At 72.3% G+C, this 14,915-nt stretch carries 17 protein-coding genes; 11 read left to right on the forward strand and 6 right to left on the reverse strand.

What is annotated here, in order from left to right; all coding sequences use genetic code 11:
* Positions 1–107 precede the first annotated feature (107 nt).
* The 3 genes from ACFY04_RS35860 (at position 108) to ACFY04_RS35870 (ending at position 2,409) form a co-directional block, all read left to right on the forward strand.
* Positions 108–491, forward strand: a complete 384-nt coding sequence (locus ACFY04_RS35860; RefSeq protein WP_389123596.1) for a VOC family protein — start codon at positions 108–110, stop codon at positions 489–491.
* 167 nt (positions 492–658) lie between these two features.
* A complete protein-coding gene (locus tag ACFY04_RS35865) occupies positions 659–1,579 on the forward strand; it encodes an ATP-binding cassette domain-containing protein (protein WP_389123598.1) in 921 nt (306 codons plus the stop codon).
* Complete coding sequence (locus ACFY04_RS35870) at positions 1,576–2,409, forward strand: ABC transporter permease (RefSeq protein WP_389123600.1); 834 nt, start codon at positions 1,576–1,578, stop codon at positions 2,407–2,409. The genes ACFY04_RS35865 and ACFY04_RS35870 overlap by 4 nt, the downstream gene beginning before the upstream one ends.
* 311 nt (positions 2,410–2,720) lie before the next feature.
* Here ACFY04_RS35870 and ACFY04_RS35875 read toward each other — a convergent pair whose 3' ends face one another.
* From ACFY04_RS35875 to ACFY04_RS35885, 3 genes are all read right to left on the reverse strand, one after another.
* Positions 2,721–3,410, reverse strand: a complete 690-nt coding sequence (locus ACFY04_RS35875) for a DNA polymerase beta superfamily protein (RefSeq protein ID WP_389123603.1) — start codon at positions 3,408–3,410, stop codon at positions 2,721–2,723.
* A gap of 28 nt (positions 3,411–3,438) precedes the next feature.
* Positions 3,439–3,918, reverse strand: coding sequence for a Rieske (2Fe-2S) protein (locus tag ACFY04_RS35880; RefSeq protein WP_389123606.1), 480 nt, complete (start codon positions 3,916–3,918; stop codon positions 3,439–3,441).
* Positions 3,919–3,999: 81 nt separating this feature from the next.
* The gene (locus ACFY04_RS35885; RefSeq protein ID WP_389123609.1) at positions 4,000–4,341 is read right to left on the reverse strand and encodes a DUF952 domain-containing protein; all 342 of its coding nucleotides are present in this window, start codon (positions 4,339–4,341) and stop codon (positions 4,000–4,002) included.
* Positions 4,342–4,400: 59 nt separating this feature from the next.
* Between ACFY04_RS35885 and ACFY04_RS35890 the strand changes: the two genes are divergently transcribed.
* The 5 genes from ACFY04_RS35890 (at position 4,401) to der (ending at position 9,165) form a co-directional block, all read left to right on the forward strand.
* The gene (locus ACFY04_RS35890; protein ID WP_389123611.1) at positions 4,401–4,910 is read left to right on the forward strand and encodes a YidB family protein; all 510 of its coding nucleotides are present in this window, start codon (positions 4,401–4,403) and stop codon (positions 4,908–4,910) included.
* Positions 4,911–5,042: 132 nt separating this feature from the next.
* Positions 5,043–6,131 (forward strand): prephenate dehydrogenase, encoded by a 1,089-nt coding sequence (locus ACFY04_RS35895; RefSeq protein ID WP_389123613.1) that lies wholly within the window; start codon positions 5,043–5,045, stop codon positions 6,129–6,131.
* Between the two features lie 142 nt (positions 6,132–6,273).
* Entirely contained in the window at positions 6,274–6,981 is a 708-nt protein-coding gene (cmk, locus tag ACFY04_RS35900) for a (d)CMP kinase (protein ID WP_389123616.1), read from the forward strand.
* A 56-nt stretch (positions 6,982–7,037) separates the two neighbouring features.
* Positions 7,038–7,625, forward strand: a complete 588-nt coding sequence (locus tag ACFY04_RS35905) for a lysophospholipid acyltransferase family protein (RefSeq protein WP_389123759.1) — start codon at positions 7,038–7,040, stop codon at positions 7,623–7,625.
* A 76-nt stretch (positions 7,626–7,701) separates the two neighbouring features.
* Positions 7,702–9,165, forward strand: a complete 1,464-nt coding sequence (gene der / locus ACFY04_RS35910; RefSeq protein WP_301372070.1) for a ribosome biogenesis GTPase Der — start codon at positions 7,702–7,704, stop codon at positions 9,163–9,165.
* Positions 9,166–9,187: 22 nt separating this feature from the next.
* Here der and ACFY04_RS35915 read toward each other — a convergent pair whose 3' ends face one another.
* On the reverse strand, positions 9,188–9,550 hold the full coding sequence (locus tag ACFY04_RS35915; protein WP_389123619.1) for a hypothetical protein: 363 nt from the start codon (positions 9,548–9,550) through the stop codon (positions 9,188–9,190).
* 208 nt (positions 9,551–9,758) lie between these two features.
* Positions 9,759–10,568, reverse strand: coding sequence for a hypothetical protein (locus ACFY04_RS35920; RefSeq protein ID WP_389123622.1), 810 nt, complete (start codon positions 10,566–10,568; stop codon positions 9,759–9,761).
* 296 nt (positions 10,569–10,864) lie between these two features.
* Here ACFY04_RS35920 and ACFY04_RS35925 point away from each other — a divergent pair, with 296 nt between their 5' ends.
* From ACFY04_RS35925 to ACFY04_RS35935, 3 genes are all read left to right on the forward strand, one after another.
* The gene (locus ACFY04_RS35925) at positions 10,865–11,611 is read left to right on the forward strand and encodes a transglycosylase family protein (protein ID WP_389123625.1); all 747 of its coding nucleotides are present in this window, start codon (positions 10,865–10,867) and stop codon (positions 11,609–11,611) included.
* 101 nt (positions 11,612–11,712) lie between these two features.
* Entirely contained in the window at positions 11,713–12,267 is a 555-nt protein-coding gene (locus ACFY04_RS35930) for a hypothetical protein (protein WP_389123628.1), read from the forward strand.
* A 37-nt stretch (positions 12,268–12,304) separates the two neighbouring features.
* Positions 12,305–13,285, forward strand: a complete 981-nt coding sequence (locus tag ACFY04_RS35935; RefSeq protein ID WP_373046256.1) for a helix-turn-helix transcriptional regulator — start codon at positions 12,305–12,307, stop codon at positions 13,283–13,285.
* 286 nt (positions 13,286–13,571) lie between these two features.
* On the opposite strand, the gene ACFY04_RS35940 is transcribed toward ACFY04_RS35935, so the two are convergent.
* Entirely contained in the window at positions 13,572–14,720 is a 1,149-nt protein-coding gene (locus tag ACFY04_RS35940) for a phosphatase PAP2 family protein (RefSeq protein WP_389123631.1), read from the reverse strand.
* Positions 14,721–14,915: the final 195 nt, after the last annotated feature.

Here is a 14,915-nt window from a genome sequence, read left to right on the forward strand (position 1 = left end):
CGCAACAGAAGTTCGACGGGCACCGCGCCCTGAGCTCGTCGTTTAAGGTCCGGCGTCGAACGGCGTCTCGAACGTGACGGGCGCTCCGCGGTTTGCGGGTCTGCAGGATGACCTTCGCGGGCGCGTATGAAGAGGGGATGGTGTTGATCATGGCTATAGATTCAGTGGTCGTGCGACAGCGCGTGGAGGATCTGGATGCGGCTGTTCCCTTCTACGAGAGGCTGACTGGAAGCAGCGCCTCGCGGTTCGCCTTTGCCGGGGTCACCCTGGCCGGCGTCGGACCTTTCCTCCTGTTTGCCGGGCCTGATGAGGCGGTGCAGCGCGTCGCGGGCGTGGCGGCGACTCTCACCGTCGCCGACCTCGACGCGGCAGTAGAGGAGGCGGAGGCGGGAGGGGCCGAAATCGTGATGCCCATTCAGCCCACCCCGAACGGCCGCCGTGCGGTGCTGCGGCACCCGTACGGCGGCGTCTTCGAGTACGTCGGCCCCTGACCTTGTTGTTCCGCTCGTCGTCTCGTCCCGCGACGCGTCTCGGGACCGACCGGCCCACCGCCCGCGCGGCATTAGCCCCGGGACGTACGCCCACGGGCTAACCCGGCCGCACGATTGCCTCCCACGGCCCCATGTGCGGACGGGGTCCTCTCGGCAGTGTGGGTGCCGTGATCGAAGTCAACGAACTCAGCAAGCGCTACGGCAGCAAGACGGCCGTCGACCATCTGTCCTTCACCGTGCGGCCGGGCCAGGTCACCGGATTCCTCGGCCCCAACGGAGCCGGCAAGTCCACCACCCTGCGGATGATCCTCGGCCTGGACGCGCCCACCACCGGCTCCGCCACCGTCAGTGGCGTCCCCTTCCACCACCACGCGCGCGGCCTGCGGCACGTCGGCGCCCTCCTCGACGCCGGACAGGTCCACGGCGGCCGCAGCGCCGCCGCCCACCTGTCCGCCCTGGCCCGCAGCAACGGCATCCCGCGGCGCCGGGTGGACGAGGTGCTCCAGGAAGTGGGGCTGGCCGAGGCGGCGAGCCGTCGCATCGGCGGATTCTCCCTCGGCATGAAGCAGCGGCTGGGGATCGCCACCGCCCTGCTCGGCGACCCGCCCGTGCTCATGTTCGACGAGCCGATCAACGGCATGGACCCGGAGGGCGTGCTCTGGGTACGCAGGCTCTTCCGGCGTCTGGCCGCCGAGGGACGTACGGTCTTCCTCTCCAGCCACCTGATGTCGGAAATGGAGAACACCGCCGACCAGCTGGTAGTCATCGGCCGGGGCCGCCTCATCGCCGCCGAGTCGGTACGGGACTTCGCGGCCCGCGGCACCCGTCGCAGCGTCGTGGTCGGGACACCGCAGACCGCCGAGCTGGCAGCCGTGCTGACCGCGGCGGGCGCCACGGTCGAGCCGGAAGGCTCGGCGGGCGCCGAGAAACTCGCCGTGACCGGGCTCCCGGCGGACCGGATCGGAGCGCTCGCCTTCGAGAACCGCATCCGGCTGGACGAGCTGACCACCCACACCGCCTCACTGGAGGCGGCCTTCATGGAACTCACCGCCGACAGCGTCGAATACCAGGCAGGACAGCCCCGATGACCACACTCGCCTCCATCCCCCCGACCGCCTCGGCCGCGCCCCTCGCCGGGCCACCCGCCCGCTTCCGCGACCTGCTCGCCTCCGAGTGGATCAAGATGCGGTCCCTGCGCTCCACGCCGTGGACGATCGCACTCACCGTCCTGTTCGTCATCGGGTCCTCCGCCGTGGCCACGCTCGCGGACAACGCCGCCCGCTCCGGTCCCGCCGATTTCCTGCCCTACGACGCCTATCCGCCGGCCGGCTACTGGACGCTGATGCTCGTCGCCAGCACCATGGGCGCCCTCACCGTGGTGAGCGAGTACGGCAGCGGGCTGATCCGCACCACCGCCGTGGCCGTCCCGGCCCGCGGCTCGGTGGTGCTGGCCAAGGCGGCCGTCACCGCCGCGCTGTGGACCGCGGTCGGCACGGTCATCTCCACCGGTTCCTTCCTGGTCTCCCAGGCCGTCCTCAGCGGTCGGCACGCCGGGGTCCCGCTCACTCACCCCGGGGTGTTCCGGGCGCTGGCGGCATCCGCCCTGCTGGCCCCGGTCTGCGCACTGATCGGTCTGGGCCTCGGCGTCCTGCTCCGGCACAGCGCTGCGACCATGGTCACCAGCGTCTTGACCCTGCTGATGCTGCCGCCCATGTTCTCGGAGAGCGATCGCTGGTCGGCGGACATCAACCACGCGATGGTGTCGGCCGCCTGGAAGCGCCTGGTCCAGAGCTGGGAGCCGGATCCCGGATCCCTCGGCTACACCGCCACGGTCCCCGGCTCCTGGATCGTGTACGCGCTCTGGCCGCTGATCACGGTCGCACTCGCCGTGCTCGTCATCAGGCGCCGCGACGTGTGAGCGTGCCTCGGGGCGCGCACTCCCCGTCCTGGAGACACACTTCGGGGGCGAGGCCCGGTTGCTCGTCGCAGCGCTGATGACGGTCTCTCATAGATGAACATCTGTGAGAGTTCTGCGAGAGCCCCCGGAGCGATCACGATTCCGCAGGTCGCCGTTCGCGAAACGCCGTTTCAGGCGGGTCCCGGGGGAGCCCGAGCCGCTCGCGGACGGCCGGTGAATCCCCGTACACCTGCCATACGGCCAGCCGGTTCCCCACGGCGCGGGCCGTCCACAGGGCCGGGCCGGCGAGGGCGGGCTCCGCGCACACCGAGCTAGAGGTGGACGGCGGCCGAGGCACGGCGGGTGCGGAGGAGGAAGTCCGCCACGCGGGCGAGGTCCGGTGCCTCCGGAAGCGGGGTGGTGGCGAGGGCCGCCTCGCACTCCTCCTGGAGGCGGGCCATCCAGGCATCGACCTCCTCCCAGGTCAGCTCGCCGCGGCGGACCGCGAGCAGGCGGTCGCGGTGCGGGCCGGCGTCGATGGTCAGCCGGCCGGTGCGCAGGAGGTCACGGCAGGACAGCAGCAGGCGCAGCAGGTGCATGGCGTGCTTCCAGCGCGGGGCGCCGTGGACGCGGACGTCCGCGAGGAGCTTGCCGCGCTGGGAGGCCGCGTACCGGCTGAAGCTGGTGTGGGCCCGGCGGGAGAGGAAGGCCCCGCGGAGGGAGAGCAGTTCCTCGCCGACCGGGGTGACCTCTTCCACCAGGGGGGAGTGCAGGCACTCCAGGATGTTCGGGTTGGCCCGCAGGGCGAGTTCGCAGAAGCGCTCCAGCTCCCAGGAGAACTCCTCGTCCCGCGGGCCCTCCACGTGCGTGGGGGGCTTCTCGAACCGCCAGAACAGCGGCGTCGGGGCGAGGTAGACACCGCGCAGGTCGGTGTCGCTCGCCTCCGTCGCCAGTCCGAACGCCCGGGAGCCCATCACGCACCGGTAGACCGTGTGGTCCCGTACCAGCGTCAGATCGTCCATCTGGGGAGCGTAGGCGCCTGACCTGCCGCTATGCGAGCGAGATATTGCCGTCCGCCGCGACGTTGATCTTCTTCTCCGCCAGCCCCTTGGTGGCCGGGCCCTTGGTCACCGCGCCGTCGGCGATCGCGAACTTGCTGTTGTGGCACGGGCAGTCGATGCTGCCGTCCTCCACCTTGTTGACCAGGCAGCCCTGGTGGGGGCAGACCGCCGTGAAGCATTTGAAGGTGCCGGCCTTGGGCTGGGTGACCACGACCTTCTCCTCCTTGAAGACCTTGCCGCCGCCCACCGGCACGTCCGCCTTCTTGGTGAGGGCCTTGCCGGCCGCTGCGCCCGCGTCCGACGGGGTGGCGGGAGCCGGGGCGGCGGGCTGGACGGCCGCGTCGTTCGGCTCCCCCGGGGAAGCCTTTTCGCCGCTTCCACCGCCGCAGGCGGTGATCGCGCCGCCGGCCAGGGTGGCCGCGCCGATCGTCAGTACCGTGCGCCGGGCGGTGTGCGTGAGGTCGCTCATGAGTCTCTCCTCGCTTCGTGGCCGGATGGCGTGCAGCATCCTGGCCTGCGGCGGGCCTCAGGTGAAGCCTGCCGCGCCGGTTCATCGGCCCGGTTCCCATGGGGCCAGTGAGGCAGGGCTGCCGGGTGTGCGTACGACCTCCCACACGTGGATCACGGCTTCCCGGTTCAGCGGACCGTGAACATGTGGATATCGGCCACCGGAATCACTCTCCCGGCGGACCTCGGCGGTCAGCGCGCCCTCGTCGAGCTCCACCGCGAGCAGGATCCCGGGTACCGACCGGTAGTGCGCGTCGACGATCGCCAGTGCCGTGGGGCGGTCCGCGGAACAGTGGACGAACCCCTCCGCCCCCAGCGACGGCGGGGCGTACGGGAGCTCGGGCGCGGCGGCCCAGTCGGTGAGCGGGACGATGTGGAAGATCATGCGGATCGTTCTACCGCAGGGGGCGCGGACGTGTGCGCCAGGTGGCGGCATGGTCCGCCATGGGTGACATTGTCCGTGTCCCGAAGCCGGGTGCGCCGCTGTCCGCGCGGCCCGGTCCCTCTGCGAAAGGCACGACGATGGCGGGTAACGACCTCGGCTCTCTGCTCGGCGGCCTCCTGGGTGGGAGCGGCGGTCAGGGCGCGGGCTCCGGCGGCGGCAACGTCCTCGGTGCGCTGCTCGGCGCCCTCATGGGCGGGGCCGGCGGTTCCCGGGCCGGCGGGAGCAATCCGCTCGGCGGGCTGCTGGACATGCTGACCAAGTCGGGCCTCGCCGACCAGGCCCAGTCCTGGATCGGCACCGGCGACAACCAGTCGGTCAGCGGAGCCCAGATCGCCGAGGCGCTGCCCGACGAGGCCCTGCAGAAGGCGGCCGCGCAGGCCGGTGTCAGCCCGCAGGAGGCCGCCGACCAGATCGCACAGGCGCTGCCGGCGGCCGTCGACAAGCTGAGCCCGGAAGGGCAGCTTCCGGCCGGTTCGCTCGAGGACATCATCCGCGCGCAGAAGTTCTGACCGCCCGACAGCGCCGCACGAGGGCCCGGCCGCCGTCCCACGGGATGGGCGGTCGGGCCCTCGTGCGGCGGGTGCTGGTTACCCTGGCCGGACAGTCCGTCAGCTCGCCTTTTCGTCCCCTGGGAGTGCCTCGTGAGAACCGCCGTCGTCATCGGAACCGGACTGATCGGCACCTCCGCGGCGCTCGCCCTGTCCGCCCGGGGGATCACCGTCCACCTCGCCGACCACGACCCGGACCGGGCCCGTACGGCGGCCGCCCTCGGGGCCGGCATCGACGAGGTCCCCAAGGAGCAGGTCGACCTCGCGATCGTCGCCGTACCGCCGGCCCACGTGGCCGCGACCCTGGCCGACCTGATCGGACGCGGGGTCGCGCGCGCCTACGTGGACGTGGCCAGCGTCAAGGGCGGACCGCGGCGGGAGCTGGCGGCCCTCGGCGTGGACGTCACCGCGTACATCGGGACGCACCCGATGGCAGGCAAGGAGCAGTCGGGGCCGCTCGCCGCCACCGCGGACCTCTTCGAGGGCCGCCCGTGGGTGCTGACCCCCACCCGGGACACCGACCACGAGGTGCTCAACCTCGCACTGGAGCTGGTGGCCCTGTCCCGGGCCGTACCGGTGGTGATGGACGCCGACGCCCACGACCGCGCGGTGGCGCTCGTCTCGCACACCCCGCAGCTGGTCTCCAGCATGGTCGCGGCCCGGCTGGAGGAGGCCGACGAGACGGCGGTCCGGCTGTGCGGGCAGGGCATCCGCGACGTGACCCGGATCGCGGCCTCCGACCCGCGGATGTGGGTGGAGATCCTGTCGGCCAACCCGGGACCGGTGGCCGACGTCCTCGCGGGGATCGCCGCCGACCTGGAGGAGACCGTGGAGGCACTGCGGGGCCTGCAGTCCGCCGACGTGGAGAAGCGGCGCGGCGGCGCCGCGGGCATCGAGGACGTGCTCCGCCGCGGCAACGCGGGACGGGTCCGGGTGCCGGGCAAGCACGGCGCGGCACCCACGGTCTACGAGACGGTGGCCGTGCTCATCAGCGACCAGCCCGGTGAGCTGGCGCGGATCTTCGCCGACGCGGGGCGGGCCGGGGTCAACATCGAGGACGTACGGATCGAGCACGCGACGGGCCAGCAGGCCGGCCTCGTCCAGCTCATGGTGGAGCCGCGGGCGGTGGCCGGCCTGACCGCCGAGCTGCGCGAGCGGGGCTGGGCGCTGCGGCAGCAGTAGCGGAGCGGCAGGGCGGCTTCCGGGGGCCGGCCGGCCCCCGGAACATACGGCGGGGACGGGGGCCGTCCGGGGCCGGTAACCTTGGGGAGGGGCGCTTTGCCGCGCCCGGACACGTACGCGCAACCAGGAAGGTGCCCGCACCGTGGAAACCGCAGCTCCGTCCGCCGTGATCGTCGCCATCGACGGTCCCTCCGGCACGGGCAAGTCCAGCACCTCCAAGGCCGTGGCCGCCAAGCTCGGGCTGCGCTACCTGGACACCGGCGCCCAGTACCGGGCCATCACCTGGTGGATGATCACCAACGGCGTCGACACCGACGACCCGCAGGCCATCGCGATCGCCGCCGGCAAGCCCACCATCGTGTCCGGCACCGACCCGGCCGCCCCCACCATCACCGTGGACGGCCTCGACGCCGCCGGTCCCATCCGGACCCAGGAGGTCACCTCCAAGGTCAGCGCCGTCAGCGCCGTCCCCGAGGTGCGCACCCTGATCACCGACCTGCAGCGCTCCATCGCCGCCGAGGCGGCCCAGGAGGCCGACGGGATCGTCGTCGAGGGCCGGGACATCGGCACCACCGTCCTGCCCGACGCCGACCTCAAGATCTTCCTGACCGCTTCCGCCGAGGCGCGCGCCGCCCGGCGCAGCGGCGAGCTCCGCGGCAAGGAGGCCGCCGACCTCGTGGCCACCAAGGAGGCGCTGATCAAGCGCGACGCGGCCGACTCCGGCCGCAAGACCTCCCCGCTGGCCAAGGCCGACGACGCCGTCGAGGTGGACACCACCGAACTCACGCTCGACCAGGTGATCGAGTGCGTCGTGACGCTGGTGGAAGAGAAGCGGGCGGTCCGCAAGTGAGCCAAGCGCCCTCCCTCAAGGGTGCGGCGGTCGGCAGGCGCATCGGCATCGGGCTCATGTACGGGCTCTGGAAGCCGCGCGTACTGGGGGCCTGGAAGGTGCCCGCCTCGGGCCCCGTCATCCTCGCCGTGAACCACTCGCACAACATCGACGGCCCCATGGTCATGGGCACCGCGCCCCGGCCGCTGCACTTCCTGATCAAGAAGGAAGCGTACGTGGGCCCGCTCGGTCCCTTCCTCGACGGGATCGGGCAGGTCAAGGTCGACCGCGGCGGCCCCGACCGGACGGCGATAGGCCGCGCCCTCGGCGTGCTCGACAATGGAGGGGCCCTGGGGATATTTCCCGAGGGCAGCCGGGGCGAGGGCGACTTCGCCTCGCTGCGCGCGGGCCTCGCGTACTTCGCGGTCCGCAGCGGCGCACCCATCGTCCCCGTGGCCGTCCTGGGCAGCGGGGACACCCCGGGCCGGGTCGTCAAGGGCCTGCCGGCCCTCAAGAGCCGGGTCGACGTCGTCTTCGGCTCGGCCTTCGACGCGGGTGACGGCAGTGGCCGCCGTACCCGTACCGCGCTGGACGAGGCCACCGTACGCATCCAGGACCGGCTGACCGCCCACCTGGCCGACGCCAAGCGCCTCACCGGGCGCTGAGCGAGACTTGAAACCAGTAGTGGAACCGCGCTGCGCGGGTACCACCGACCACCACGAACGACGAGGAACGGACTTCATGAACGACCAGCACGACCACGGAGCACTTGGCGATGCCGAGTACGCGGAGTTCATGGAGCTCGCCGCGGAAGAGGGCTTCGACATCGAAGAGGTCGAAGGCGCGATCGAGGAGGCCGGTCACGGCCCGCTTCCCGTCCTCGCCGTCGTCGGCCGCCCGAATGTCGGCAAGTCGACCCTGGTGAACCGGATCATCGGCCGCCGCGAGGCGGTCGTCGAGGACAAGCCCGGCGTCACCCGCGACCGCGTCACGTACGAGGCCGAATGGGCCGGCCGCCGCTTCAAGGTCGTCGACACCGGCGGCTGGGAGCAGGACGTCCTCGGCATCGACGCCTCCGTCGCCGCCCAGGCCGAATACGCCATCGAGGCCGCCGACGCGGTCGTCTTCGTCGTCGACTCCAAGGTCGGCGCCACCGACACCGACGAGGCCGTCGTACGCCTGCTGCGCAAGGCGGGCAAGCCCGTCGTGCTGTGCGCCAACAAGGTCGACGGCCAGAGCGGCGAAGCCGACGCGGCCTCCCTGTGGTCGCTCGGCCTCGGTATGCCGCACCCGGTCTCCTCGCTGCACGGCCGCGGCACCGGCGACATGCTCGACGCCGTCCTGGAGGCCCTGCCCGAGGCCCCCGCGCAGACCTTCGGCGGCGCCGCCCCCGGCGGCCCGCGCCGCATCGCGCTGATCGGCCGCCCGAACGTCGGCAAGTCCTCGCTCCTGAACAAGGTGGCGAAGGAGGACCGCGTCGTCGTCAACGAGCTGGCCGGCACCACCCGCGACCCGGTCGACGAGCTGATCGAACTCGGTGGCATCACCTGGAAGTTCGTCGACACCGCCGGTATCCGCAAGAAGGTCCACCTGCAGCAGGGCGCCGACTACTACGCCTCCCTGCGCACGGCCGCCGCCGTCGAGAAGGCGGAGGTCGCGGTGATCCTGATCGACACCACCGAGACCATCAGCGTCCAGGACCAGCGCATCATCACGATGGCCGTCGAGGCGGGCCGCGCGATCGTGATCGCGTACAACAAGTGGGACGAGCTCGACGAGGAGCGCCGCTACTACCTCGAGCGCGAGATCGAGACCGAGATGCAGCAGGTCTCGTGGGCGCCCCGGGTGAACGTCTCGGCGCTCACCGGCCGCCACATGGAGAAGCTGGTCCCGGCGATCGAGACGGCGCTGGCGGGCTGGGAGACGCGCGTCCCCACCGGCCGGCTGAACGCCTTCCTCGGTGAGGTCGTCGCCGCCCACCCGCACCCGATCCGTGGCGGCAAGCAGCCCCGCATCCTGTTCGGTACCCAGGCGGGCAGCAAGCCGCCGCGGTTCGTCCTCTTCGCCTCCGGCTTCCTGGAGCACGGCTACCGGCGCTTCATCGAGCGCCGCCTGCGCGAGGAGTTCGGCTTCGACGGCACCCCGATCCACATCTCGGTGCGGGTGCGCGAGAAGCGCGGCGCCCAGTACAAGAAGAAGAAGTAGCCGGGCGGAACACTCCGAGGGGTCAGTAACCCCGGCGCGGAGCGGGCGGCAGGGCCGCCGGGATGTGCGTCATCCCGGTCTGGTGCTGCCGCCCGTCGGCGTATCCGGGGGTGCTCGCGTAGGAGTACGCCGGCAGCGGCTGCGGGGTGTACGAGGGCTGCCAGCCGTCGACGCGCTGCCACGCGGAACCGTTCCAACCGCTGCCGTACGAGCTGCCGCCCGTGTACGAGCCCCCGTAGGAGAAGGACGTGAACCCGTGGTCCTCCTCGCCGGTACGGTCGCCCGGCAGCGCCCGGAAGGCGCGCAGGTACTCCGAGTACAGCGTGTCGTAGATCGGGGTGTGCGAGACGGCCGGAGGGGTGTCCCGGTCCCGTGCGGGACGCATCGCGGGGACGGTGCTCGGATAGGACGGGGCGCGGGAGGAGTCGTATGAATGCACGTACCAGCCAACGAAACCGGCGCGCTGCGGATGCGGGGTGACGGGGGACGAAACGCAGATCGCCGGGGGTGTGCGGGACGGACCGCACACCCCCGGCGCACGCCGCCCGGCCCCCTCGGCGGGGGCTGGGCGGCCGTTCTCGTACCGGCTGGGATCAGGCGCCGGGCGTACCCGCCAGCGGCATCGCGGCGGCCACGAGCTTGCCCGCGGCGGCGGCCTTGTCCAGCGCGTCGCGCAGCAGGTCCTCACGGGGCTGCTGGCCGATGGAGCCGACCGGGGCGGCGTAGATGAGCACGCGCTGGGTCTTGTTGACGGCGGCCCGCCAGCCGTCGGTGACCGACAGCGCCTGGTGCGCCTGCCACCAGGCGACCTGGCCGCCGCCGTCGTGGCCCGGCTGCAGTACGGCGTGCAGCTGGCCCGCGGCGAGCAGGACCGACCAGCCGCCGAGGACGGCGGGGACCTCGGAGGTGTCGGTGACCGGGATGAAGCCCTGCTCGATGAGGAGCGGCAGGAAGTCGTCGCCGGGGCCGTCGCTGCCGGGGCGGGCGATGGGCGCGGTCGGCTCGACGACCAGGGCGGGGTGCAGCTCCCCGGCGATCAGGATCAGGCCGCTGGTGATGCCGAGGACGGCCTGGCCGCCGGGCACGTTCTGCGGGGCGGCGCCGGGGCCGCCGGCGGCGGCCGGGCTGTCGCCGGTGATGCTGCGGACGGCGCCCTGGAGCTGCTCCTCGGAGACCGAGACCACCTGCGAGGGGATGCAGGTGGCGTGGGCGAAGGCGAGGACTGCGGTCTCCTCGCCGACGAACAGCACCGTGCTGGTGCGGTCGTTCTCGGGGTCGCCCGGGGTACGGCAGGAGGTGCAGTCGTAACTGCGCGGCGCGTCTTCGCCGACGAGCAGCCTGTCGGCTTCTTCGTCACCGATCTCGGCACGTACCTCATCACTGACGTCGAGCATGCGCGGCACGGGGTGGCTCCTCGGCATAGGTGCGGGTCCGGGAGGCTCCCGGCTCGCCGGGCTCAACGGCCGAGCGGCGGCCGGGGTCACGCCATTTGAGGGAACGGATTCGAACCTGGCCCCCGGAAGGGTGAACCGTGCGACCGGAGCTTCGCTTTCGTGCCAACTCTTTTCTATTTGTGCTCCGTTGATGCCCATGTGTGGTCGTTTGGGCCGGTGGTGGCGGTCGGCCGACCGGGTGGTGTGCGGTGACCTGCCGCGTGGCGGGCCGAAGGGGGCCGCGGGTGGCTGCGTAGCGTGACCCGATGCCCAACCACCGGACCTGGCGGGCCGTATCCGGCGGCGCCGTCGTGCTCGCCGCCGTGCTGGCGCTCGTACAGCCCCGCGCGGCCGCGGCCGCGGCCGTGGCTCCGCCGCCACCGGCGCCCGGGCCGGCCGGGGCGGCGCACCCAGGCTCGCCCGGTGTGATCGGGGACGGGCCGGGGGACTGCGGACCGGGCGGGGAATGGCCCTGGGACTGCGTGGCCGACTGCGAGAGCGGTGGGCGGTGGGCGGTGAACACCGGCAACGGCTTCTACGGGGGGCTGCAGTTCTGGCAGCCGACGTGGGAGGAGTACGGCGGGCTGGCGTTCGCGAAACGGGCCGACCTGGCCAGCCGCGTACAGCAGATCCGGGTCGCGGAGGAGGTCCTCGGCTCGCAGGGCTGGAACGCGTGGCCGGTGTGCTCCAAGCGGTACGGGCTGGCCGGACGGATGCACGCGGTGCGGGACGGCGACACGCTGGTGTCGATCGCCCGCAAGCACCGGGTCCGGGGCGGGTGGCGGGCCCTGTACGCGGCGAACCGGGAGCGGATCGGGCCGAAGCCGGAGGCCCTCGTGGTGGGCATGCTGCTGGTCGTCCCCACCCCGGAGCCCACCGCCCCGCCGCAGCTCCCGCCCGAGCCCGTGCCGGAGCCCGTGCCGGCGCCCGTGCCCGTGGCGACGCCCGTGCCGGCGCACGTGCCCGTGCCGGTCACCGCTCCGGCCGCTCCGCCACCGGCCCCGCGTCCCTGACCGGGGCGCCCGGGCCGTCCGCGCGTTGCGCGATGCCGTGCGGGCGCTGACCCTGGAAACGACGGGCCGAACGGCTCGCTCGGACACCGGTGGTGAGCCAGATGGCCCAGAGCAGACCCCTACGCGCCCACCCACACGTGCACCCGCGCGCACCCGTACGTGCCGCGGCCTGCACGGCGGCCGCGGTCCTGCTGGCCGTACCGGCGGCCGTGGGGTGGTCCTCGCCCGCGGTGGCGGCGGAGCCCCCGGGCCCACCGCCGGCCGCGGTCCTGATCCTGCCGGCCGCGGACGGGCCCGCGGATCCCGAGGCGGCCAAGGAACAGATCGAGAAGAACTGGACCGCGTTCTTCGACCCGAAGACCCCGACCGACGAGAAGGCCGGGCTGTTGCAGCACGGCGACCTGCTCAAGGTGCTGCTGGACGGCTTCTCGGCCGGTGCCGAGGCGGCCAAGACCTCCGTCGAGGTCACCGGCGTCACCTTCACCTCGCCCACCGAGGCCGAGGTGACCTACGACCTGAAGGTCGGCGACGAGACGGTACTGCCCGGCAGCAAGGGGACCGTGGTGCTGGAGGACGGGGTCTGGAAGGTCTCCCTGAAGACCCTCTGCGCGCTCGTCGAGCTCAGCGGAGCCGAGGCGCCACCGCTGGTCTGCTGAGGCCCGGCCGGTCGCAACGCGCTGGCAGACTCTGGGGATGCTCGATACCTCCGCACGACTGCTGCGCCTGCTGTCCCTGCTGCAGGCCCACCGCGAATGGACCGGGGCCGATCTCGCGGACCGCCTCGGGGTCACCGCGCGGACGGTCCGGCGCGACGTGGACCGGCTGCGGGAGCTCGGGTATCCGGTGAACGCCAGCCCCGGGACCGGCGGCGGCTACCAACTGGGCGCCGGGGCCGAGCTGCCGCCGCTGCTGCTGGACGACGACGAGGCCGTGGCCGTCGCCGTGGGCCTGCGGACCGCCGCCGGGAACGGGGTCGAGGGCATCGGGGAGGCCTCCGTACGCGCCCTCGCGAAGCTGGAGCAGGTGCTGCCGTCACGGCTGCGCCGCAGGGTGTCCGCGCTCAACGAGTTCACCGTACCGATGCTGCGCGGCGCCCAGCGGTCCACCGTGGACCCCTCGGTGCTGACCGAGCTGGCCTCGGTCTGCCGGGACGGCGAGCGGCTGCGCTTCGGGTACCGCGACCACGAGGGGAACGTCAGCCGCCGCACCGTCGAACCGCACCGGCTGGTGTGCACCGAGCGGCGCTGGTACCTGGTCGCCTGGGACCTGGACCGGGAGGCGTGGCGGACCTTCCGCGCGGACCGGATCGAGCCCAGGCCTCCGCACGGACCGCGGTTCACCCCGCGCCCGGCGCCCGCCGAGGACCTCGCCGCGTACGTCTCCGCGGGCGTGTCGCAGCGGGCGTACGCGGCCCGCGCGGTGGTGCGGCTGAAGGTTTCGGCGCAGGACGCGGCACGGATCATCGGGCCAAGCGACGGGGTCCTGGAACCGGTCGACGGGCAGAGCTGTCTGCTGCGCACCGGGGCGGTCAACCTGGACGTTCTGGTGATTCACGTCATGCTGCTCGGTTGTGAGTTCGAAGTGGTCGAGCCGCCCGAGCTGACGGATCGGATCAGGGCCGCGCGGGATCTCCTGGGGAGGGCCGTGGAGACCGGGGAAGTGAAGGAAATGTAGGGGAGCTGAGGGTGATTCAACTGGTCTGGTCCAAGAGGATCGTGGCAATCCCGGACAGGAATTCGGCAGAGTTCGGCGCAAATTCCAAACCGCCTGAACGCCGGGCGTGTCGCGGACCGGTAAACAATTTGCGGCTGTTGATATTCTGTGACACAAGCGTGACCCGGGACGGACGAACGTCCGGGCGTGGCGCTGACGAACGGCGAAGGCGGGCCAGGTCCGAGGACCTGGCCCGCCTTCGTGCGCCGCGGGGAGAGGGGGTGCGTACCGCCCCCGCGGCGGGACGTCAGCCGCCGGCCACCGGACGGGCCGCGGCCCCCCGGGCGGGGGCCCGTTCGGTGTGCGCCGGGCGGCGGCTGCCGACCGGCGTGACCGGGGTCCGCTCGGAGCGGATCACGTGCGGCCGGCCGGCCGGGTGCACGGCGGGCCGGGCGGTGGGGGAGTGCGCGGTGACGGCGGTCGCGGCGCTCGCGGTGGCTGCGGCGCTCGTGGTGGCCACGGTGCTCGTGGGTGCCACCGTGGCCGCCGCGGCCACGGTGGCCGTGACGGGCTGCGGGACCGGCTCCTCGGCGGCGCCGGCAGCGGTCTCGGCGGGGCTCCGCAACTGCCACTTGCCGCCCGCCGAGAGCAGCGGGGTGAGCACGGAGACGACCGGCGCGGGCATCCGGCCGGTCTCGGCGCGGCGGCGCAGCAGCTCGCGCACGTCGAAGACGTAGGCCTCGGTCCGCGCGATGAGCGGCTCGAACCAGGGGAGGGCCAGCAGGATCAGCAGGCCCGCGGACCATCCGAGCAGGACGTCGCTGACCCAGTGGGTGCCGAGGTACACAGTGGTGGCGCCGACGCTCAGCGAGACGACCGCGGACACCACGGACAGCACCCGGCGGGTGACCCCGGTGGAAGCCAGGTAGGCCAGGATTCCCCAGGTCACCACGGCGTTGGCGGTGTGACCGGAAGGGAATATATCGCCACCGGCGAAGAGTTCGGCGGATCCGATCTCCGTGGCGTAGTGCGGACCGAGCCGGCCGAGGCCGAGCTTGACGGACCCGACGGTGATGTTGAGCAGCAGCAGCGCCACGCCGAGGGTGATCAGCGGGCGGAGGGTGTGCTGCCGCCAGGAGCGCCAGCCGAGCCAGGCGGCGACCATGACCGCGGTGGGTCCGCGCTGGCCCAGCACGACCAGATAGTCAAGGAAGGCGTGCAGCTGCGGCCACTGCTCGTAGGGCCGGAAGAACATGATCTGCCAGTCCAGGCGGACCAGCCAGGAAGTGGTCAGTACGGCAACCACGATTGCGAGATAGAAGGCGAGGGTCGATCCCAGGAGTACGACGCGGTGCCGGCTCATCTGCGGGGTTTGCAGATGAGCCGGTCGCTCTGGTTCCCGGTCCAGCCGGGCGAACACCCGCTCCAGACGGGTCAGGATTTGGTCGGTACGCACTCAATCGACGTTACCGCCCGTCGATGGTCGGCCCGGGCGAATCGCGGGCTTTGTGATGACCATGTGATGTGGAGTTGGTCTCACGCGGGACTTAATTCCCGTTATTTCGACAGTGGTTGGCGACTGCTTGATCCACTGCCTCGGCGAATTGATTCGGTCACTTATCCGGACTTTATCGCCGCACAGGTCATTTCT

Origin of the sequence: Streptomyces sp. NPDC001549, from assembly GCF_042894025.1 — a bacterium.
GTDB lineage: Bacteria > Actinomycetota > Actinomycetes > Streptomycetales > Streptomycetaceae > Streptomyces > Streptomyces kutzneri.

What these genes read in the sequence shown, in the direction of transcription:
- ACFY04_RS35860 (WP_389123596.1), top strand. Translation starts at nt 108, where the DNA reads ATGACCTTCGCGGGCGCGTATGAAGAGGGGATGGTGTTGATCATGGCT.
- ACFY04_RS35870 (WP_389123600.1), top strand. Translation starts at nt 1,576, where the DNA reads ATGACCACACTCGCCTCCATCCCCCCGACCGCCTCGGCCGCGCCCCTC.
- ACFY04_RS35875 (WP_389123603.1), bottom strand. Translation starts at nt 3,410, where the DNA reads ATGGACGATCTGACGCTGGTACGGGACCACACGGTCTACCGGTGCGTG.
- ACFY04_RS35880 (WP_389123606.1), bottom strand. Translation starts at nt 3,918, where the DNA reads ATGAGCGACCTCACGCACACCGCCCGGCGCACGGTACTGACGATCGGC.
- ACFY04_RS35885 (WP_389123609.1), bottom strand. Translation starts at nt 4,341, where the DNA reads ATGATCTTCCACATCGTCCCGCTCACCGACTGGGCCGCCGCGCCCGAG.
- ACFY04_RS35890 (WP_389123611.1), top strand. Translation starts at nt 4,401, where the DNA reads ATGGGTGACATTGTCCGTGTCCCGAAGCCGGGTGCGCCGCTGTCCGCG.
- ACFY04_RS35905 (WP_389123759.1), top strand. Translation starts at nt 7,038, where the DNA reads ATGTACGGGCTCTGGAAGCCGCGCGTACTGGGGGCCTGGAAGGTGCCC.
- der (WP_301372070.1), top strand. Translation starts at nt 7,702, where the DNA reads ATGAACGACCAGCACGACCACGGAGCACTTGGCGATGCCGAGTACGCG.
- ACFY04_RS35915 (WP_389123619.1), bottom strand. Translation starts at nt 9,550, where the DNA reads ATGCGTCCCGCACGGGACCGGGACACCCCTCCGGCCGTCTCGCACACC.
- ACFY04_RS35925 (WP_389123625.1), top strand. Translation starts at nt 10,865, where the DNA reads ATGCCCAACCACCGGACCTGGCGGGCCGTATCCGGCGGCGCCGTCGTG.
- ACFY04_RS35930 (WP_389123628.1), top strand. Translation starts at nt 11,713, where the DNA reads ATGGCCCAGAGCAGACCCCTACGCGCCCACCCACACGTGCACCCGCGC.
- ACFY04_RS35935 (WP_373046256.1), top strand. Translation starts at nt 12,305, where the DNA reads ATGCTCGATACCTCCGCACGACTGCTGCGCCTGCTGTCCCTGCTGCAG.